This window comes from Corynebacterium sp. HMSC072G08 (assembly GCF_001809185.1).
Lineage (GTDB): Bacteria > Actinomycetota > Actinomycetes > Mycobacteriales > Mycobacteriaceae > Corynebacterium > Corynebacterium phoceense.
The window spans coordinates 35,539-52,861 of the sequence record NZ_KV796462.1; the positions used below are offsets into that span (position 1 = coordinate 35,539).

The window sequence follows — 17,323 nt, forward strand, 5'->3', positions numbered from 1 at the left end:
CTTAACCGACGCACCGGCCATCTTAGGTAACGGCAAGGTGCAACCGCGCGCGTGCGGTGGCATAGTAGCCGGTTGATGAAACCTCTCGTTCGTATCGTGCGCGGCGCCGCTGCGCTGTGGCCGTATTATCTTGCAATTTTCCTCACCGCCGTGGCCGGCGCGGTGCTGACGCTTATTTCCCCGTTCATTATCCGCGAGGCGACCAACACGATTGTCGACGCCGTGAGCGGCTCGTCCACGGGCGCGCTGCGCACCGTGCTCTGGCTTGCGGTTGCTTTGTTTGCTGCCGATGCCGCTAGAGGCATCGTCGCCAATATCGGCGGCTACTTCGGCGATGTCATGGTCGCGCGGCTGCGTCAGGTGCTCTCCACGCGCTACTTCGCAAAGTTGCTCGCACTGCCGCAGGGTTATTACGACAACCAGGTGACAGGCACGATCATCGCACGGCTCGACCGCTCGATCATGAACATCACGCAGTTCCTGCAGTCGTTTAGCAATAACTTCTTCTCGATGATCCTGCAGATCGTCGCGGTGCTCGTCATCACGGCGTTCTACTACTGGCCGCTCACCATCCTGCTGCTCATCTTGTTCCCGCTGTATTTCTGGCTCACGGCGCTTACCTCCAAGCGCTGGCAGAAGTTCGAGAAGGTCAAGAACGAGCACATCGACGTGGCCAACGGGCGTTTCTCCGAGGTCATCGGCCAGGTGAAGGTGACCAAGTCCTTCGTGGCGGAGACGCGCGAGCTCGCTTCCTTTGCGCACCACTACCGCGGGATCGTGGATACGACGAAGCCGCAGTCGAACTGGTGGCATTCCATGGACACCGCGCGTCAGCTCGCGATGGCGGCGGCGTTCTTTGGCATTCACTGTGTCATCTTCTGGCGCACGCTCTCCGGTGACTTCACTCTGGGTGACATGGTCATGCTCATGCAGCTGGTGACCATGTCCAAGCAGCCGGTGACCATGCTTTCCTGGATCGTCGACACCGGCCAGCGCGCCATCGCGGGCTCGGCAGACTACTACAAAGTCATGGAGGAGGACCTCGAGCCCACGGCGAATGCGTCGCTCGTCAAGGCGATCGAGGCTTCGGACGAACCGACCTTGGACCTGGATACGGCAGAACCGCTGGACGTCACCCCCGGCGCGCCCGTCTTCGACTTCCAGCACGTCGGCTTCGAATACGAAGAAGGCAAGCCCGTCGTCACGGACATCACGTTCACCGCGCCGGAAGGCCACAAGGTAGCGCTCGTGGGCGAGTCCGGCGGCGGCAAGTCGACGCTCGTCAACCTGCTCCTGGGCCTCTACCGCCCCAACTCCGGTAGCATGCACATCCTCGGCCACGACGTCCGTGACCTCACCGCGGCGGAAATCCGCGCCTCCGTGGGCGTCGTCTTCCAGGATCCCTTTCTCTTCTCCGGCACGATTCGCGAGAACATCGCGTACGGCAAGCCGGGCGCGACCGAGGAGGAAATCCTCGACGTGGCCAGGCGCGCCAACGCCCACGACTTCATCATGGCGTTCCCGGAAGGCTACGACACGATCATCGGCGAGCGCGGCCTCAAGCTCTCCGGCGGCCAGAAGCAGCGCGTCTCCGTGGCCCGCGCGATGCTCAAGGACGCGCCCATCCTGGTCCTCGACGAGGCGACCTCGGCGCTCGACACGAAGTCCGAGCGCGTCGTGCAGGCGGGCCTCGACGAGCTCATGAAGGACCGCACGACGCTCATTATCGCCCACCGCTTGTCCACCATCGCGGACGTCGATACCATCATCACGCTGGACCACGGGCGGGTCGCGGAGATTGGTACGCCTGCGGAGCTGGCGGCATCGGGAGGCATTTATGCTGAGCTGCTCGCGCTCACGCAGTCCTCGGCGAAGGAGGACCGCGAGCGGCTCAAGCGCTATGGATTTATTGAGCCAGGATCTGAGGACGATGAGTAGTCTGGGTGCATGCAGTTTCCCAGCCTTGAAGAACTGAAAGCCCGCGGCACCCGCAAGTGGACCGTCTACGGAGACGACGTCCTGCCCCTGTGGATCGCGGAGTCCGATTTCCCCACCGCCCCTCCGGTCATGGAGGCGATCGAGCGCGCGGTAAAGAACGAGTCCTTCGGCTACACGCCGGGCACGTCGACGTTGCCGGAGGAACTCGCCGGCTTCTACAACCGTCGCTTCGGGTGGGAGCCGAACCCGGACTACATCTTCACCATCGGCGACGTCGTGCGCGGCATGCTGCTCGGCGTCCAGTACTTCACCACGCCCGGCTCCCCCGTCGTCGTGCCGGTGCCCAGCTACCCGCCGCTGCTCGAGCTGCCGGAGACCGCCGGCCGCGAGAAGATCGAGACCTCGCTGGACTTGGATGAGATCGAGGCTGCGTTCGCGAAGGGCGCCGGCTCCATCGTGCTGTCCACGCCATTCAACCCGCTCGGCATCGCGTTTGAAAAAGACTGGCTCACACGACTGGTGAACATCGCCGATAAATACGGCGCCCGCATCCTCGCGGACGAAATCCACGCGGGCATTGTCTACGAAGGCACGCACATCCCGCTCGCCTCGCTCTCGGACCGCGTCATCACCGTGACGGCGACCTCCAAGGCGTTTAACGTGGCGGGTCTCAAGTGCGCGCAGATGATCTTCGCCAACGCAGACGACGTGAAGACGTGGCGTTCTCTCACCGGCGTGGCCAAGGACGGCACGGGCACACTCGGTGTGCTCGCTGCCGAGGCCGCCTACCGTGACGGCGACCCGTACCTGGACGAGCAGCTCGCCATCCTTAAGCAGAACCGCGACTTCGCCGCTGACGCCTTCACCAAGGCCGGTATCGAGTCCACGCGCCCCGCGGCGACGTACCTCATGTGGCTCACGCTCCCCCAGCTCGGCGAGAAGCCTGCGGCATGGCTGCGCGCGCACGCGAAGGTCGCTGTCAACGAAGGCGTGACCTTCGCGGCCCCGGGGCACGCCCGCCTCAACTTTGCGACCTCCCCGGAGATCCTCCGTGAGGCGGTCGAAAGGATCACGACCGCACTGTAGTCTCACATGATGGGATTGTGTTTCCATACTGAGGATCGCTACTCTGTTGAGTAGTCGATAAGTATTCAAGCCGCGAAAGGATCCCCAATTCCATGGCTTCACCTGTCTCCTCAGGATCTCCCCAAACACCGAGCGCGATGACCGTCGTGGTCGCCTCCCTCATGCTCTTTTCCATGTTCTTCGGTGCGGGCAACCTCATCTTCCCGCCCATGGTGGGGGTTAGCTCCGGCACCAACTTCTGGCCCGCCATCCTGGGCTTCCTCACCGCGGGCGTGCTCCTGCCAGTCCTCGCCGTCGTCGCCGTCGCGATCACCGGTCGCTCCGTGCGCGATATCGCCAACCACGGCGGCTGGCTCTTCGGCATCGTCTTCTCCGCCATGGCGTACCTGGCCATCGGCGCGTTCTATGCCCTGCCGCGTACCGGCGCTGTGTCCATGGAACTGGCGATTACTCCCATGACGGGCTGGGAAGGCACCGCCGCCAACGGCATCTTCAACGCCATCTTCTTCCTCATCGCACTCGCGCTGTCATGGAAGGCCAACTCCATCATGGACACTCTGGGCCGCTTCCTCACCCCGGCGCTGGTGACGCTGCTCGTCGTGCTGATCGCGCTGGCCGCCTTCGCCAATCCGCGCAACCCTGGCACGCCCACTGAGGACTATGCCTCCGGCGCCTTCGCCACCGGCCTGTTCGAGGGCTACAACACGATGGACGCCATCGCGGGCCTCGCGTTCTCCATCGTCATCGTCTCCGCGCTGCGCGGCAAGGGTTTCAAAGCCGGTGCCCCGGTCATCAAGGCGACGGTCGTCTCCGCCGCCATCGCGGGCGTCCTGCTCGCCGCCATCTACCTGGGCCTGGGCTACATCGCGCAGACCATGCCCAACGGCCAGTCCTATGAGTCCGGTTCACAGTTGCTTGCCGATGCCGCCAACTCCACAATGGGCACCGCCGGCCAGGTCGTCTTCTCCGCCATCGTCCTGCTCGCCTGCATGACCACTGCCGTGGGACTTATCACCTCGACCTCGGAGTTCTTCTCCGCCCTCGTGCCGAAGACGACGTACCACCTGTGGGCCATCATCTTCACCGCACTGTCCATCCTCTTCGCGTTCCAGGGCCTGGAGACGGTGCTCTCCATCGCCGTGCCGTTCATCGTCTTCCTCTACCCGCCGGCGATCACGCTCATCGCACTCACCATGGTCCAGCCGCTGGTGAAGAAGCAGGTCATCTTCTACTGGGGCTACCGTCTCGCATTGTGGATGTCCGTCCTGTGGTCCGCACTGAGCCAGCTGGGCATCTTCCCTGACATGCTCGCGCTATCACCGGGCCAGGACGCTCAGCTGGGCTGGATCGTGCCGACCGTCCTCGCCTTCATCGTGGGCCTGCTCCTCGACTTCGCCACCCGCCGCGGCCGCGCCAAAGACGCCGCCGTGTTGCAGGGTGAGCCCGTGACGGTACCGGAATAAACGTGACGCGGATAGGGTTTTCTAGTAAGTACGCTGTTTACTTTCAAGGAGAATCCATGACCCGCGCCGCACTCTCAGTCCTCGACTTCTGCACCGTCTACGAAGGGGAAACCTACGGCCAGGCCATGGCCCGCTCCGTGGAGCTTGCCCAGCACGCAGAGAAGTTCGGATTTAAGCGCATGTGGTACACGGAGCACCACAACATGCCCACCATCACCTCTTCCAGCCCCGCCGTGCTGATTGCACACATCGCCGCCAACACCCAGTCCATCCGCCTGGGTTCTGGCGGCGTTATGCTGCCCAACCACTCCCCCTACGTCGTCGCCGAGCAGTTTGGCACACTCGCCGAGCTGCACCCCAACCGCATCGACTTAGGCCTGGGCCGCGCACCGGGCACTGACATGCAGACCTTGGGCCGCGCACTGCGCCGCGACTCGCACTCCGCCGAGCGCTTCCCTGAGGACATCAAGGAATTAAACGGCTACCTCACCGGTAAGTCGATCATCCCGGGTGTGCGCGCCATCCCTGGCGAGAACACCAGTATCCCGATCTACATCCTGGGGTCGTCCATGTACGGCGCCTCGCTCGCCGCGAAGCTGGGCCTGCCCTACGCTTTCGCCTCCCACTTCGCACCCCAGCACCTCCAGACCGCGACGAAGTATTACAAGGACAACTACGAGCCGTCCGAGCAGTACCCGGAGCCGTACCTCATCGCCGCCGTCAACGTGCTTGCCGCGGACTCGGACGAGGCCGCCCAGGAAGAATGGGAGAAGGTCTGCTTCAACCGTGTCAAGGCCTTCGCGGGCCGCGGGAAGTACCTCACTGACCAGCAGGTCGAGCAGATCGTGGCGTCCTACCAGGGCCAGCAGATCCTCGAGATGCTCAAGTACTCCGCCGTGGGCACCAAGGACGAGGTGCGCGACTACCTCGAGCAGTTCCAGCAGTCCGTGGGCGCCGACGAACTCATGATTTCGCTCCAGTCCACGACGCATGACAGCGTGCTCCACAACATGGAGCTCCTCGCGGAGGCCTGGGACCTCACGTAGTGCTCTACCGCACCTGGGTGAATAATATGCGCAAAAATATGCAAACTGACTTCATTCATTGATGCGTCACGATGTAATATCTAAGCGACCTTTCACTGTTCCACGTGGGTCATTTCTATTCTATTCAGGGGAGAGACCACCATGCCTGGTCGGCGCGAACCGCAGCAGTACCAAAAGATCGCAAGCTTCCTGCGCGGTGAAATTTCTTCTGGTCGCCTCGGTGTAGGCGATGTCCTTCCCAGCGAGGCGGAATTGTGCGAGCAGTTCCAGACCTCGCGCGGCCCCGTGCGTCAGGCGATGGCCGAGCTGCGTTCCGAGGGAACCATCTCCTCGGGCCGCGGCCGCCGTTCCGTCGTGCTGGGCAACTTCAGCTCCGAGTCTTTCGAGGCCTCCTACTCCGCGGCGCAGCGCTACAAGGAAGCTGGATTCACGCTCGAGCAGAAGATTCACTGGCTCGCCCGCCGCCCGGCGCCCCGCGAGGTGGCCGAGGCCCTTGGTGTCAAAGAGGGCGACCCCATCGTCTATATCCACCGCACTCGTCAACGCGCGGGGCAGACGCGCCTCATCCAGGAGGAATACTTCCCGCTCGAGGTGGGACGCCACATCCTCGACTTCGATGAATCAGAGCCGTCACTGCATGCCGTCCTCGCCCGCGCTGGCGTCGAGGTCGACAATCTTTCGCGTCAGCTGCGCGCCCGCCCCGCGACTCCGGAGGAGGCGGAAACGCTCGGCATTGAGGAGGGCTTCCCGGTCTTCGAGGTGACCAATCGCCTCCACAATCACAACGGCGACCCCATCGAGTACGGCGTTTACGTCTTCCCCGCTGACCGTATGCAGATGCAGATGAACGCCATCCGCGGCGCCGGATCCCCCCTGCGCTTCACTCTCCAATCACCCACCGAGTAACTTAATCGGGTATGAAACTACCCTCTCTCGGGGCGGTGGCGCTCGCGTTCACACTCGCGGGCTGTTCCGCCGGGCACACCGCCGTCGTCGAGGCGACCGATACTCCCTCCGTGGTCCTCGCCACCACGGCCGCGGCGACCTCGCTCGACTTCACGACGACCGGCGGCGCCGCCATTCCGGCCGCGCTCATGGGCAACGTCTACGAGACCCTCGTGACCATCGCGGACGACGGCTCCATCCAGCCGGGCCTCGCCGAGTCCTGGGATATCGACGGTACGGAGTACACCTTCCACCTGCGCGAAGCCACCTTCAGTAACGGCGACGCTTTTTCTGCAGAGACCGCCGCGTGGGCGATTAATCATACGCATGAGTGGACGAACGCCCTGGGCAAGCAGCTCGCCGCCGCGCACGCGCGCGCCGTGGACGAGCACACGTTAAAGATCAGCCTGGACGCGCCCTCGGAGTCTTTCTTGTGGAAGCTCGGCACGACCGTCGGCGCCATGCTCCATCCGTCCGGCGAGACCATCGGCACCGGACCGTATACGGTGCGCGCCTTCTCCCCTGGCGAGTACGTCGACCTCGCCGTCAACCGCGACTATTGGGGCGAGTCCGCGCACGAGGACGTCCAGATCCGCTACTTCCCGGATATCGTCTCGTCCGTCAACGCTTTGCAATCCGGCAGCGTCGACATCGTGTGGGCCGTCCAGAATCCGGAGCTCCTCGCCAACTTGCCGGAGGACTACGAGGTCCAGGTGGGTGCCACGAACGGCGAGGTGCTCGTCTCCATGAACAACCAGACCGCGCCCTTCGACGACGTGACCGTGCGCCGGGCCGTCGCCTACGGTGTCGACCGCGAGCTCGCCAACCGCATCCTCTTCGACGGCATGGCGACCGACACCGGCGGCGCCCCCGTCGCCCCCGCGGACCCATGGTTTACCGGGAAAAACTACTACCCGTACGACCCGGAGAAGGCCAAGGAACTCATGGCCTCCGCTGGCGCGGAGGGTACCCCATTGACCATCACGGTGCCCACGCTGCCCTACGCGCAGACGCTAGGCGAGCTGCTCTACTCGCAGCTCACGGATATCGGTTTCGATGTCACGCTTGAGTCCGCGGAGTTCCCTGCACTGTGGCTCGGCCAAGTCATGGGTGCCAAGGACTACCAGATGTCCATCGTCGCGCACGTCGAGCCGCGCGATATCACCACGCTCTTCGGCAGCCCGGACTACTACCTGGGCTACGACAACGCGCACACCCGCGAGCTCTTCGCCGAGGCCGACGCCAAGGACCCGGAGCTCATGCACGACGCCGTCGACCAGATCATGGACGACGCCGGCGCGCTCACCGTCGCGAATATGCCCAATATCGTGCTCTCCCACGGCGTCACGGGCGTCGACGCCAACCAGGTCACGGACGGCATTCGTTTGAAGGAGATCACCCAGTGAAAATCCTCGCTCGCTACCTCGGCACGCTCTTCGCCGCCTCCGTCATCATCTTCGCTCTCATGCGCGCTGTCCCCGGCAACCCGGCACGTGTCGCCCTCGGCGTCAACGCGGACGACGAGTCCGTCGCCGCGCTAACACATGAGCTCGGCCTGGACCGCCCGCTGCTCACGCAGTACTGGGAATGGCTTTCCGGACTGTTCACCGGCGCCTTCGGCACGTCCTTGAGCTCCGGCCAGGACATCACGCCGCTCGTCCTCGACCGAGCTCAGGTCTCGCTCATCCTCGTCCTCGCCGCGATGGCGCTCGCCCTCCTCGGCGCCATCCCCGCCGGCATCTTCCTGGCTCGACGCGACTCGACGGCCGTGTCGGCGCTCACGCAGCTGGGCATCGCCGTGCCGAGCTTCCTCGTCGGTATCCTCCTCGTTGCCGTCTTCGCCGTAAAACTCGGCTGGTTGCCCGCCAACGGCTGGGTCGTGCCGGTCTCGCCGCGCTATCTCGTCTTGCCCGTCATCTCCCTGGCGCTCGTCCAAGGCGCGATGCTCACCCGTTACGTGCGCAGCGCCGTGCGGGAGCAGCTCCACCGGGACTATATGCGCACGGCGCGCTCGCTGGGGGCATCGGAAAGCCAGGCATTGCTGCGGCACGGGCTGCGCAACGCCGCGCTGCCGGTGCTGACCGTCGCGGGGCTGCAGCTCACCACGCTGGTCATCGGCGCGGTAGTCATCGAATCCGTCTTCGTCATCCCAGGGCTGGGCTCCATGCTCCTTGACGCGGTCGCGGTGCGCGACCTCACGACGGTACAGACGCTCGTCATGCTGCTCGTGGCGTTTACGCTCACGGTCAACCTGTTCACGGACGTAGTGTACCGCGTCATCGACCCCCGGATTGGAGCGCGCGCATGAGTCGCACAGGGTGGATTGGCGCGATCCTCGTCGCGCTCACGGTGCTCACGACCGTTGTCGCGTTTATTTGGACGCCGTATGACCCGTTCCAAGTCTCGAACCAGCTTGCGGCCTCGCCGTCGGCGGAGCATCTTCTCGGCACCGACCGCTTTGGCCGCGACGAACTCTCGCGCCTTATGTCCGGCGCGCAGATTACGCTGTCTGTTGCCATCGTCGCGGTGCTCATCGCGGCAGTCATCGGCGTGCCGCTGGGCATCGCGGCGGGCATGGGCTTCCCGCTCATCATGAGGGGCGCGGACCTGCTCCTCGCGTTCCCGGCGCTGCTGCTCGCGATTATCGCGGGCGCGGTGTGGGGGCCGTCGACGCTCACGGCGATGATTGCCATTGGCATCGCAGGCATTCCGTCGTTTATCCGCGTCGCCCGGGCAGGCACGCTGCAGGTCATGCACCAGGACTTCATCGCGGCCGCGCGGATTTCGGGCGTATCCAATCCGGTCATCGCGGTGCGCCACGTGCTTCCCAATATCGTGAGCCTCATCGTCGTGCAGGCCTCCGTCTACTGCGCGCTCGCCATCCTCGCCGAGGCTGGCCTGAGCTACCTGGGCCTGGGCACCGCTCCCCCGGCCGCTTCCTGGGGCCGCATGCTCCACGACGCACAGACCATGCTCGGCACGCAGCCGCTGCTCGCACTCTGGCCGGGCCTGGCCATCGCGCTCACCGTCTTGGGCTTTAACCTGCTGGGCGATGGCCTGCGCGACCTACTGGATCCGGAGGATTAATGAACGTTCTGGAAGTACGCAACCTCACGATTCCGGGGATCCTCCACGGCCTCACCTTCGAGGTCGGCCGCGGCGAAAGAGTGGGCCTCATCGGCGAGTCTGGTTCGGGCAAGTCGCAGACAGCTCTGTCCATCATGGGGCTCGTTGCGCATTCCGGTGATGTGGAGCTCGATGGAAAAGCCGCCATGGTCTTTCAGGAGCCGCTCTCCGCGTTGGACCCGTTGATGAAGATTTCGCGCCAGCTGCACTATGCCGGCGCGACGCCGGAGTCCCTCAAGGACGTAGACCTCGACCCTGCTGTGGCGAAGCGGTATCCGCATGAGCTCTCCGGCGGACAGCGCCAGCGCGTGCTCATCGCCATGGCGCTCGCGCAGAATCCGGAACTGCTCATCTGTGACGAGCCCACGACGGCGCTCGACGCGACGACTCAGGCAGGCGTGCTCGCTTTGATCGAGCGGCTCGCGGATGAACGTGGCTTCGCGCTACTTTTCATCTCGCACGACCTGCGGGTCATCGACCGCATGACGACGCGCCGGCTGCTGCTCAAGGCGGGCCACTTTGAGTCACTCGAGTCCGAGTATGGCCGCAGCCTCGTGCCGCAGCCGATTACCCCATCGCCGGCTAGGACCGGCGAACCCATTATCGAGGTCCACGCCGCCGCGCCCTATGGGCTCGAGCACGTCGATCTCACGGTGGCGCGCGGCGAGCGGCTCGCCGTTGTGGGCGGCTCCGGCTCCGGTAAGACAACCTTGTTGAAGATGCTCACGGGGCTGCTCAAGCCAGCGTCAGGCACGGTCGAGGTCCACGGGAAAATCCAGATGGTCTTCCAGGACCCGCGGGGCTCGCTCAACCCGCGGCTGCGGGTCGGCCGGTCGATCAAGGAAGCCGGTCCCGACGTGGCACAGGCTCTCGTGGACGTCGGCCTCCAACCTTCAGACGCGAAGAAGTACCCGCACGAGTTCTCCGGCGGCCAGCGCCAGCGCATCTCCATCGCGCGCGCCCTCGTCGGCCGCCCGGATATCCTGCTCGCGGACGAGGCGGTCTCCGCCCTCGACGTCACGGTGCGCCGGCAGATCCTCGAGCTCCTCGACCGGCTCGTCGACGAATACGGGCTCACGCTCGTCTTCGTCACGCACGATCTGGGCGTCGTCACAGAGATGTGTTCGTCAGTCGCCGTTGTCCACGAGGGCCGGATTGTCGAGCACGGCCCTGTCGACGAGATCTGGGAGCACCCCCAGCACCCGTATACGCAGCGTTTGCTCGCGGCGGCTAAGCTACCCTGACGTGGAAGCGCTACCCCAAAGACCCAGTCCCCTCCAGTTACTCACCGCCTACAACTCGAAGGTTCGCCGCTGGCCCGGCGCGCTGCGCGCAGCACTCGCCATCCTCATCCCCGGCTCCATCGCGCTGCTCCTGGGCTATGACCATGCGGTCCTGCTCATCTCCGCCGGCGCGTTCGCGGTCATCTACGGCGAGGGCCATCCCTACCGCACGCGCCTGCGGGTGATGGCGACTGCGGCGCTGTTGCTCTTGGGGGCATCGGTAGGCGGCGTGCTCGTCGACGGCCTTCTCGCTGGCGGTCTCTATGCGGTAGCTCTCGGCGTCCTGGGCACCTTCGTACAAAACGCCTTGCGCCTGCCGCCGCCGGGCTGTTTCTTCATCGTCATGGTCGGCGGCGGCTCGACCATGATCACCGGAGTGCCCGCCTGGGAAGTCGGCCTCTGGTGCGCGGTCGGTTCGCTCACCGGCATCATCCTTGGCATGCTGCCCGCAGCCCTCGACGCGCATGGGCCGGAGAAGCGCCGCGTCCTCGGCGTCGAACAGGCCGCGCGCGCCTTCGTAGAAGAGCCCACGCTTGCCCACCATCACCAGGCGCAGACCGCGTTGGTCTCCGCGTGGCAAGCGCTTTCCGATGCCGCCATTATCCGCGGCGGCCGCATCCTCCAGCCCGCACAGCGCGACCTCGTGGAGCGCACGCTCGCCGCCCAACGCGCCGTCGCCGCACAACACGTGGACTCGGCGCTGCTCTCGGATGAACCCGCAGATATCGATCCTTCCCGCACCGTCATTCCGCACACGAACCCGACCGCGCGCTACCGTCTCTACCGTTCGGCGACGCGCAATTCGCACCCGTCCTTGGCGGCGCAGCGCGTCCTCGTGGGCGGTCTGCTCACCGTGCTCATTGGGCTCGCACTCGGGCTCAACCGCCCGGACTGGGGAGCGGTCTCCGTGCTCCTCGTCCTCCAATGGGGTCCCGACCGCGTACCCGGCACCATTCGCGGCGTGCAGCGCATGCTTGGCTCGTGCCTGGGCGTATGCCTCTTCGCGGCGTTCCACTACTTCGGGGTCTCCGGGTGGACGCTGTTGCTCGCGCTCGCGGCCTGCCAGTACGCGGCGGAAACCTTCGTCGTGCGTAATTACGCGATCTGCGTTATCTTCTCCACGCCGCTGGCGCTTCTCATGGGCAACTCGAACTTCGCGGCGATTGAGGCGCGTCTCGCCGAGATTGCCTTGTCCGTCTCGCTCGCGCTCGCCGTGCTGTGGCTGTGGCGTCCCCGTGCGGCGGCCCAGGATCAACAGCGTCTTCAGGCACGCTGCGTCCAGGCGATGTCCACGCTGCTCGGCTCGTTGCTCACCACCACCCCGGACGCAGCGCTCACCACCCGCCGCGATCTCCAGTACGAGCTGCTCTCCGAGCGCCGTGCCATTCTTTCGCTCGCCGCCAATGGACACGGTGAGCTTTTCTGGGAGCGCCACCAGCGGCTGCGCCGCGCGGGCTATCACCTGCTCGACTTCTGCTCACTTCACCCGGACCGCCGGCCCATAGAGCCGGAGCTGCGCGAGCTGGTGAGCGCAGTAGAAAAATCTGGATAATCTCGTAGCCGCGGCCCTCACCCAGGTGCGACTCGACAAGCGCGACCTCGTCGGGCGGCAAGACCGCACTCAAATACCTTATGAGGAGTAAATGTCGAGCAGGACGGTAGGGTTGAGGATATGTTCCTCGACGCGCTCAAAGACGTCGAGTTCCACCAGGGCCTCATCAAAATCAGGTACATGCATGCGTATCACCTACCGGTCTAGATTAGCCATATAGTAGCAATTTCCGCGCCGCACAGGGATAATTGGCGACACTGTCTACTTTAAGGATTTCCCGTGACAACCTCGGATCCCTACCACGCTTCACTCAACCCCGCGGATAAGGAGACCGCGGTCGGCTTGTATCCCCACGACATGCACCCGGGCCTCGTCCCGGGCATTTCCGTCGATGACCAGCGCAACCGCTTCGGGCTCGACAAGCCGCTCTTCTTCACCACGGCCGCCTTCATCATCGCCTTCATTATCTGGGGCGTCATCTGGCCTGACTCCGTGGCCAATGTCTCCTCAGCCGCGTTCTCGTGGGCGATTACGAACGCTGGCTGGCTGCTCAACATCACGATGATCCTCGCGATCTTCGTCATGGCCTACGTCGGCTTCTCGCGCTTGGGCCGCATCAAGCTCGGCACAGATGACGAAGAACCCGAGTTCGGCCGCTTTAGCTGGATCGCCATGATGTTCGGCGCTGGCATCGGCGTCGGTATCTTCTTCTACGGCCCGTCTGAGCCGCTGGCGCACTACCTCACCCCGCCGCCGCACACCGTGGACGGCAATTCGGTCGAGGCCCTCCACCAGGCCATGGCGCAAGCCAACTACCACTGGGGCATCTCCCCATGGGCGGCCTATGCCCTCGTGGGCGGCGCCATCGCGTACTCGTCTTACCGCCGCGGCCGCGTCCCGCTCGTGTCCTCCATCTTCAAGCCGCTCTTCGGTTCCCGCGACACGGACGGCCCGCTGGGCAAGCTTATCGATGCCCTCGCGCTCATCGCGACCCTCTTCGGCACCGCCGCAACGCTGGGTGTCTCCGCCATCCAAATTGGCGAGGGCGTAACCATCATCTCCGGCCACCCGGTGGCGAACGCGGGCCTGCTCGTGATCATCGGCATCCTCGGCTGCGCGTTTATCCTGTCCGCGGTCTCCGGCGTCTCGCGCGGCGTGCGCTACCTGTCGAATATCAACATCACGCTCACGCTCGGCTTCGTCATCTTCGTCTTTATCGTGGGCCCCACGCTGCTGCTCAACCTCATCCCGTCGGGCATTATCACCTACCTCGACCAGCTTTTGCCCATGATGGCCAAGGGCCTGTCCTGGGGTGATGAGACCATCGAGTTCCAGTCCTATTGGACGGCGTTCTACTGGGCATGGTGGATTGCGTGGACCCCGTTCGTGGGCATGTTCGTCGCCCGCATCTCCCGCGGCCGCACCCTGCGCGAATTCACCCTCATCACGGTCTTCGCGCCCACGGCCATCCTCATTCTCGCATTCACCGTCTTTGGCGGCACCGCGATTAGCTTCAACCAGAAGGGGCTCGAGGGCTTCGATGGCTCCGCATCCAACGAACAGGTGCTCTTCGCCATGTTCCAGGATCTGCCGCTGGGTACCATCACGCCGTTCCTGCTGCTCTTCGTCCTCGCGGTCTTCTTCGTGACCTCGGCGGACTCCGCCTCCGTCATCATGGGCACCATGTCCTCCAAGGGCGACCCGACCCCAATAAATTCGTCGTCGTCTTCTGGGGTCTGTCCATGATGGGCATCGCGGTCGTCATGCTGCTCACCGGCGGCGAGGAGGTCCTCTCCGGACTGCAGAACCTCACCATCCTCGCAGCCCTGCCGTTTAGCGTTGTCTTGCTCGTCATGATGGTCGCCTTCATCAAGGACCTGCACTCCGACCCGATGTTTATCCGCCGCGCCTACGCGCGCACCGCCGTCAAAAACGCCGTCGTCCGCGGCATCGAGGAACACGGAGACGACTTCGAGATTTCCGTCGAGCATGCGGAAGAGGGCCGCGGCGCCGGTTCCGACTTCGACTCCGCCGCGGACCGCTACACTGAGTGGTACCAGCGCACGGACGAAGACGGCGAGAACGTCGACTACGATTTCGAGACAGGAGAATGGGCCGATGGCTACAAGAATTCCTAGTGAGGTCGTCCTCGACGGCTACTCACTCGCCGAGCAGCACCAGATCGACCATCTCTTCCTCACCGAAGGCGGCCCGTTCTCGCTGCTCGCCATCGTCGGCCTCGTGCTCATCGCAATCGCAGGCTGGCGCTTCCGCTGGCTGCTCATCCCCGGCGTCCTCCTCGCACTCCACCGCCTGTGGTGGATTCCCGTTCTTGCCTACCGTCTCTTCGACGATCCCGCCGCAGCCGGGTATGCAGCGCAGTACTACCCCCTCTACTGGCTGCCCCAAACCCTTGCGCTCATCGCGGCCGCGGTGGTCCTATACCTGGTGGGCAGCCTGGCGCGCCGCATGAATCGTCGGTGACGGGTGCGACTGCGCCGCATGCAGTCGCTCCACCGCCACCGCAGCCAGCGCCGCCGCCTGATCGCCGAGCACGCGATCATCAAAGCGCGCGAGCGGCGAGTGATTCCACTCGCGCTTTTGCTCCGGCAGGCTCGGGTCAACCGTGCCCAGCCACGCGAACGTGCCCGGTACCTGCTGAAGCACGACGCCAAAGTCCTCGCTGGCCATCATCGGCGTGCGCATGCGCACCACGCGTTCCTGCCCGAACTGGCGAGCCCACACGCCCGCGGCAAACGCGTCCTCGCGCGCATTCGTCTTCGTGGACGGGTAGAGCACCTCGAACTCGGTCTCCACAGAGCAGCGGTGCGCCGCTGCGACATTGGTGGTGACCTCGGTGATGACTTGGCGGACCCGTTCAATGGCGGCATCGTCAAGCACACGCACCGTGGCCGAGCAGCCCGCGCGCTCCGGGATGGCATTAATCGCGCCGTCGCCCGCCCAGAGGTTGGTCACGGTGATGACCACCGGATTGAGCGCGTCAAAGCGGCGCGTGACCGCGGACTGCAGCGCGAGCTGAATCTCCGCCAGCGCCAGCACGGGATCCACCGCGTCGTGCGGGCGCGAGCCGTGACCGCCCTTGCCCAGCACCGTAATGCGAAGGTTCGACGAGGATGCCATGAGCGGCCCCGGTGCGTGGTTGAACGTGCCAAAGTCCTGCGGGCCGACGTGCAAACCGTACGCCGCAATCGGACGGCGCCCCGCCGCGTCAAGCACGCCTTCCTCAATCATCGGCTGCGCGCCGCCCGGGCCTTCCTCGCCCGGTTGGAACATGAAAATAATGTCGCCCTCGAGCTCTTCGCGGTGCGCGCAGAGCATGCGCGCCGCGCCAATGAGCGCCGACGTGTGTAGGTCGTGGCCGCACGCATGCATGTAGCCATTCGTCGAAGCAAAGGGGCTGCCAGAGCGCTCCCCCACCTCGAGCGCGTCCATGTCTGCGCGCAGCAACACCGAGACCGGATGGTCGCCCCTCTTACCCCCGCGCAGCACCGCGACGACCGAGGACACGGCTAAGCCGGTCGACACCTCCAGCGGCAGACCTTCGAGCTCCTCGAGCACGCGACGTTGCGTACGCGGAAGCTGATTTCCAATCTCAGGGTTTTCGTGCAGGTCGCGCCGAATAACCTGCAGGTTATTCAATAATTCCTTAGCTTCGCTGCGCAGGACGTCGACGGCAGGCTCGCCCTGCAAGGTCGCGCCCGGCGCCGGAAGCGGCGGGAGCTGCTGGCCAATGTGGGGTGTAGTCATGCCCGCCTATTGTAAGGTAACGCGCATGCGAATTCTCCCTCTTGCTCTCGCCGCTACCCTTACCCTCGCCGCCCCGGCGGCCCACGCCCAGGACCTTTCCTCCGAGGCACACCAGCTCTCCAGCACCAACCACGGCTCCTCCCGCGTCACCGTCGAGGCCGTCACCACGCTCCTCGGCGCGCTGGGGCCCAACGCCAAGCTTCTCACCGATCTTTGGGCTGCTTCCGATGCCGCCTATCCCCACCCCATCACCTCCCTCCCCTCCGCATCCATCACCCGCCACAAGGTCGATGGTCGCCAAGAGCGCTGGGACATCGCCTCACCGGCCATGGGCCGCGTCATCGAGGCCGACGTCCTCGTGGGCACCGGCCCAGTCGTCTTCCTCTTCGAGGGCGTCGACTCGCCGGAGACCTCCGGTTGGATCAAACGCGGCATTGCGCAGAAGGTCTTCGCGGACTCCGATGCCACCGTCATCATTCCCAACCAAGGCCGTTCCTCCATGTGGCAGGACTGGCGCCGCGATGACCCCAAGCTCGGCCGCATGAAATGGGAGACGTTCTACACGAAGGAACTCGCCCCGCTTGTAGACCGCGAAATCCCCAATAACGGCAAGCGCGCCGCCATCGGCCTGTCCATGGGTGCCTCCGGCGCCGTCATGATGGCCAATAACAATCCGGGATTCTTCGACGCCGTCGCGGGCATCTCCGGCTGCTACTCGACACTCGACCCGACGGGCCGCGGCACCGTGGAGCTTACCGTCGGCAACGGCGGCGGCAGCACCGCCAACATGTGGGACGCGTCCGACTGGAAGCGCAACGACGTCACCTCGCACCCGGAAGGCCTGCGCGGCACGCGCATTTACCTCTCCGCGGCAACCGGCGAGGTCACCGAGGCCGACCAGCGCGGCTACGCTGGCAAGCCGCTCACGGATCAGATTGGCGGCACGCTGCTCGAGGCAGGCTCGCGCCAGTGCACGCAGCGTCTCGACTCTGCTCTTACCCGCGCCGGCATCGAGCACACCACGAACTATCTCGACCGTGGCGTCCATGACTGGTCCATGTTCTCGGGCCAACTCGCTCCCGCATGGGCGGCTATCCGCCCCGCTCTCTACTAATC

Annotated in this window: 13 protein-coding genes and 1 pseudogene; 13 read left to right on the plus strand and 1 reads right to left on the minus strand. The window is 64.9% G+C overall.

The features are described from left to right. Positions 1-75 precede the first annotated feature (75 nt). The 12 genes and pseudogenes from HMPREF2559_RS11390 to HMPREF2559_RS11445 all read left to right on the plus strand — a co-directional run bounded on the left by HMPREF2559_RS11390 (position 76) and on the right by HMPREF2559_RS11445 (position 14,923). A complete protein-coding gene (locus HMPREF2559_RS11390; RefSeq protein ID WP_066492435.1) occupies positions 76-1,938 on the plus strand; it encodes an ABC transporter ATP-binding protein in 1,863 nt (620 codons plus the stop codon). Between the two features lie 9 nt (positions 1,939-1,947). Continuing rightward, a complete protein-coding gene (locus tag HMPREF2559_RS11395; protein ID WP_070540820.1) occupies positions 1,948-3,024 on the plus strand; it encodes a MalY/PatB family protein in 1,077 nt (358 codons plus the stop codon). A gap of 92 nt (positions 3,025-3,116) precedes the next feature. Beyond that, complete coding sequence (gene brnQ / locus HMPREF2559_RS11400) at positions 3,117-4,487, plus strand: branched-chain amino acid transport system II carrier protein (protein ID WP_066492439.1); 1,371 nt, start codon at positions 3,117-3,119, stop codon at positions 4,485-4,487. A 56-nt stretch (positions 4,488-4,543) separates the two neighbouring features. Continuing rightward, positions 4,544-5,533, plus strand: a complete 990-nt coding sequence (locus HMPREF2559_RS11405) for an LLM class flavin-dependent oxidoreductase (RefSeq protein ID WP_066492441.1) — start codon at positions 4,544-4,546, stop codon at positions 5,531-5,533. 141 nt (positions 5,534-5,674) lie between these two features. Then, positions 5,675-6,439: a GntR family transcriptional regulator gene (locus HMPREF2559_RS11410; protein WP_066492442.1), complete on the plus strand. Its 765-nt coding sequence runs from the start codon at positions 5,675-5,677 to the stop codon at positions 6,437-6,439. Positions 6,440-6,450: 11 nt separating this feature from the next. Further along, positions 6,451-7,884, plus strand: coding sequence for an ABC transporter substrate-binding protein (locus HMPREF2559_RS11415; protein ID WP_066492443.1), 1,434 nt, complete (start codon positions 6,451-6,453; stop codon positions 7,882-7,884). After that, complete coding sequence (locus tag HMPREF2559_RS11420) at positions 7,881-8,786, plus strand: ABC transporter permease (RefSeq protein WP_068801995.1); 906 nt, start codon at positions 7,881-7,883, stop codon at positions 8,784-8,786. Before HMPREF2559_RS11415 ends, HMPREF2559_RS11420 begins: the two co-directional genes overlap by 4 nt. Further along, positions 8,783-9,565 carry an ABC transporter permease gene (locus HMPREF2559_RS11425; RefSeq protein ID WP_070540823.1) on the plus strand — a complete coding sequence of 261 codons (783 nt, stop codon included), beginning with the start codon at positions 8,783-8,785 and terminating at the stop codon, positions 9,563-9,565. The genes HMPREF2559_RS11420 and HMPREF2559_RS11425 overlap by 4 nt, the downstream gene beginning before the upstream one ends. Then, the gene (locus tag HMPREF2559_RS11430) at positions 9,565-10,848 is read left to right on the plus strand and encodes an ATP-binding cassette domain-containing protein (protein WP_070540825.1); all 1,284 of its coding nucleotides are present in this window, start codon (positions 9,565-9,567) and stop codon (positions 10,846-10,848) included. Before HMPREF2559_RS11425 ends, HMPREF2559_RS11430 begins: the two co-directional genes overlap by 1 nt. 1 nt (position 10,849) lies before the next feature. Then, positions 10,850-12,439, plus strand: coding sequence for an FUSC family protein (locus HMPREF2559_RS11435; RefSeq protein ID WP_070540828.1), 1,590 nt, complete (start codon positions 10,850-10,852; stop codon positions 12,437-12,439). Positions 12,440-12,796: 357 nt separating this feature from the next. Then, positions 12,797-14,577: pseudogene (locus HMPREF2559_RS11440) on the plus strand (BCCT family transporter). Next, the gene (locus tag HMPREF2559_RS11445; RefSeq protein ID WP_066492457.1) at positions 14,558-14,923 is read left to right on the plus strand and encodes a hypothetical protein; all 366 of its coding nucleotides are present in this window, start codon (positions 14,558-14,560) and stop codon (positions 14,921-14,923) included. Before HMPREF2559_RS11440 ends, HMPREF2559_RS11445 begins: the two are co-directional and overlap by 20 nt. Here the strand turns inward: HMPREF2559_RS11445 and HMPREF2559_RS11450 are convergent. Then, entirely contained in the window at positions 14,879-16,207 is a 1,329-nt protein-coding gene (locus tag HMPREF2559_RS11450) for a M20 metallopeptidase family protein (protein ID WP_066492459.1), read from the minus strand. The genes HMPREF2559_RS11445 and HMPREF2559_RS11450 overlap by 45 nt on opposite strands. A gap of 25 nt (positions 16,208-16,232) precedes the next feature. On the opposite strand from HMPREF2559_RS11450, the gene HMPREF2559_RS11455 reads away from it, so the two are divergent. Beyond that, positions 16,233-17,321 (plus strand): alpha/beta hydrolase, encoded by a 1,089-nt coding sequence (locus HMPREF2559_RS11455; protein ID WP_066492462.1) that lies wholly within the window; start codon positions 16,233-16,235, stop codon positions 17,319-17,321. Positions 17,322-17,323 lie beyond the last annotated feature (2 nt).

Excerpts from the sequence above, each read along its gene's own strand:
- HMPREF2559_RS11425 (WP_070540823.1), top strand. The coding sequence starts at position 8,783 with ATGAGTCGCACAGGGTGGATTGGCGCGATCCTCGTCGCGCTCACGGTG.
- HMPREF2559_RS11450 (WP_066492459.1), bottom strand. The coding sequence starts at position 16,207 with ATGACTACACCCCACATTGGCCAGCAGCTCCCGCCGCTTCCGGCGCCG.
- brnQ (WP_066492439.1), top strand. The coding sequence starts at position 3,117 with ATGGCTTCACCTGTCTCCTCAGGATCTCCCCAAACACCGAGCGCGATG.
- HMPREF2559_RS11405 (WP_066492441.1), top strand. The coding sequence starts at position 4,544 with ATGACCCGCGCCGCACTCTCAGTCCTCGACTTCTGCACCGTCTACGAA.
- HMPREF2559_RS11445 (WP_066492457.1), top strand. The coding sequence starts at position 14,558 with ATGGCTACAAGAATTCCTAGTGAGGTCGTCCTCGACGGCTACTCACTC.
- HMPREF2559_RS11410 (WP_066492442.1), top strand. The coding sequence starts at position 5,675 with ATGCCTGGTCGGCGCGAACCGCAGCAGTACCAAAAGATCGCAAGCTTC.
- HMPREF2559_RS11455 (WP_066492462.1), top strand. The coding sequence starts at position 16,233 with ATGCGAATTCTCCCTCTTGCTCTCGCCGCTACCCTTACCCTCGCCGCC.
- HMPREF2559_RS11415 (WP_066492443.1), top strand. The coding sequence starts at position 6,451 with ATGAAACTACCCTCTCTCGGGGCGGTGGCGCTCGCGTTCACACTCGCG.
- HMPREF2559_RS11390 (WP_066492435.1), top strand. The coding sequence starts at position 76 with ATGAAACCTCTCGTTCGTATCGTGCGCGGCGCCGCTGCGCTGTGGCCG.
- HMPREF2559_RS11395 (WP_070540820.1), top strand. The coding sequence starts at position 1,948 with ATGCAGTTTCCCAGCCTTGAAGAACTGAAAGCCCGCGGCACCCGCAAG.
- HMPREF2559_RS11430 (WP_070540825.1), top strand. The coding sequence starts at position 9,565 with ATGAACGTTCTGGAAGTACGCAACCTCACGATTCCGGGGATCCTCCAC.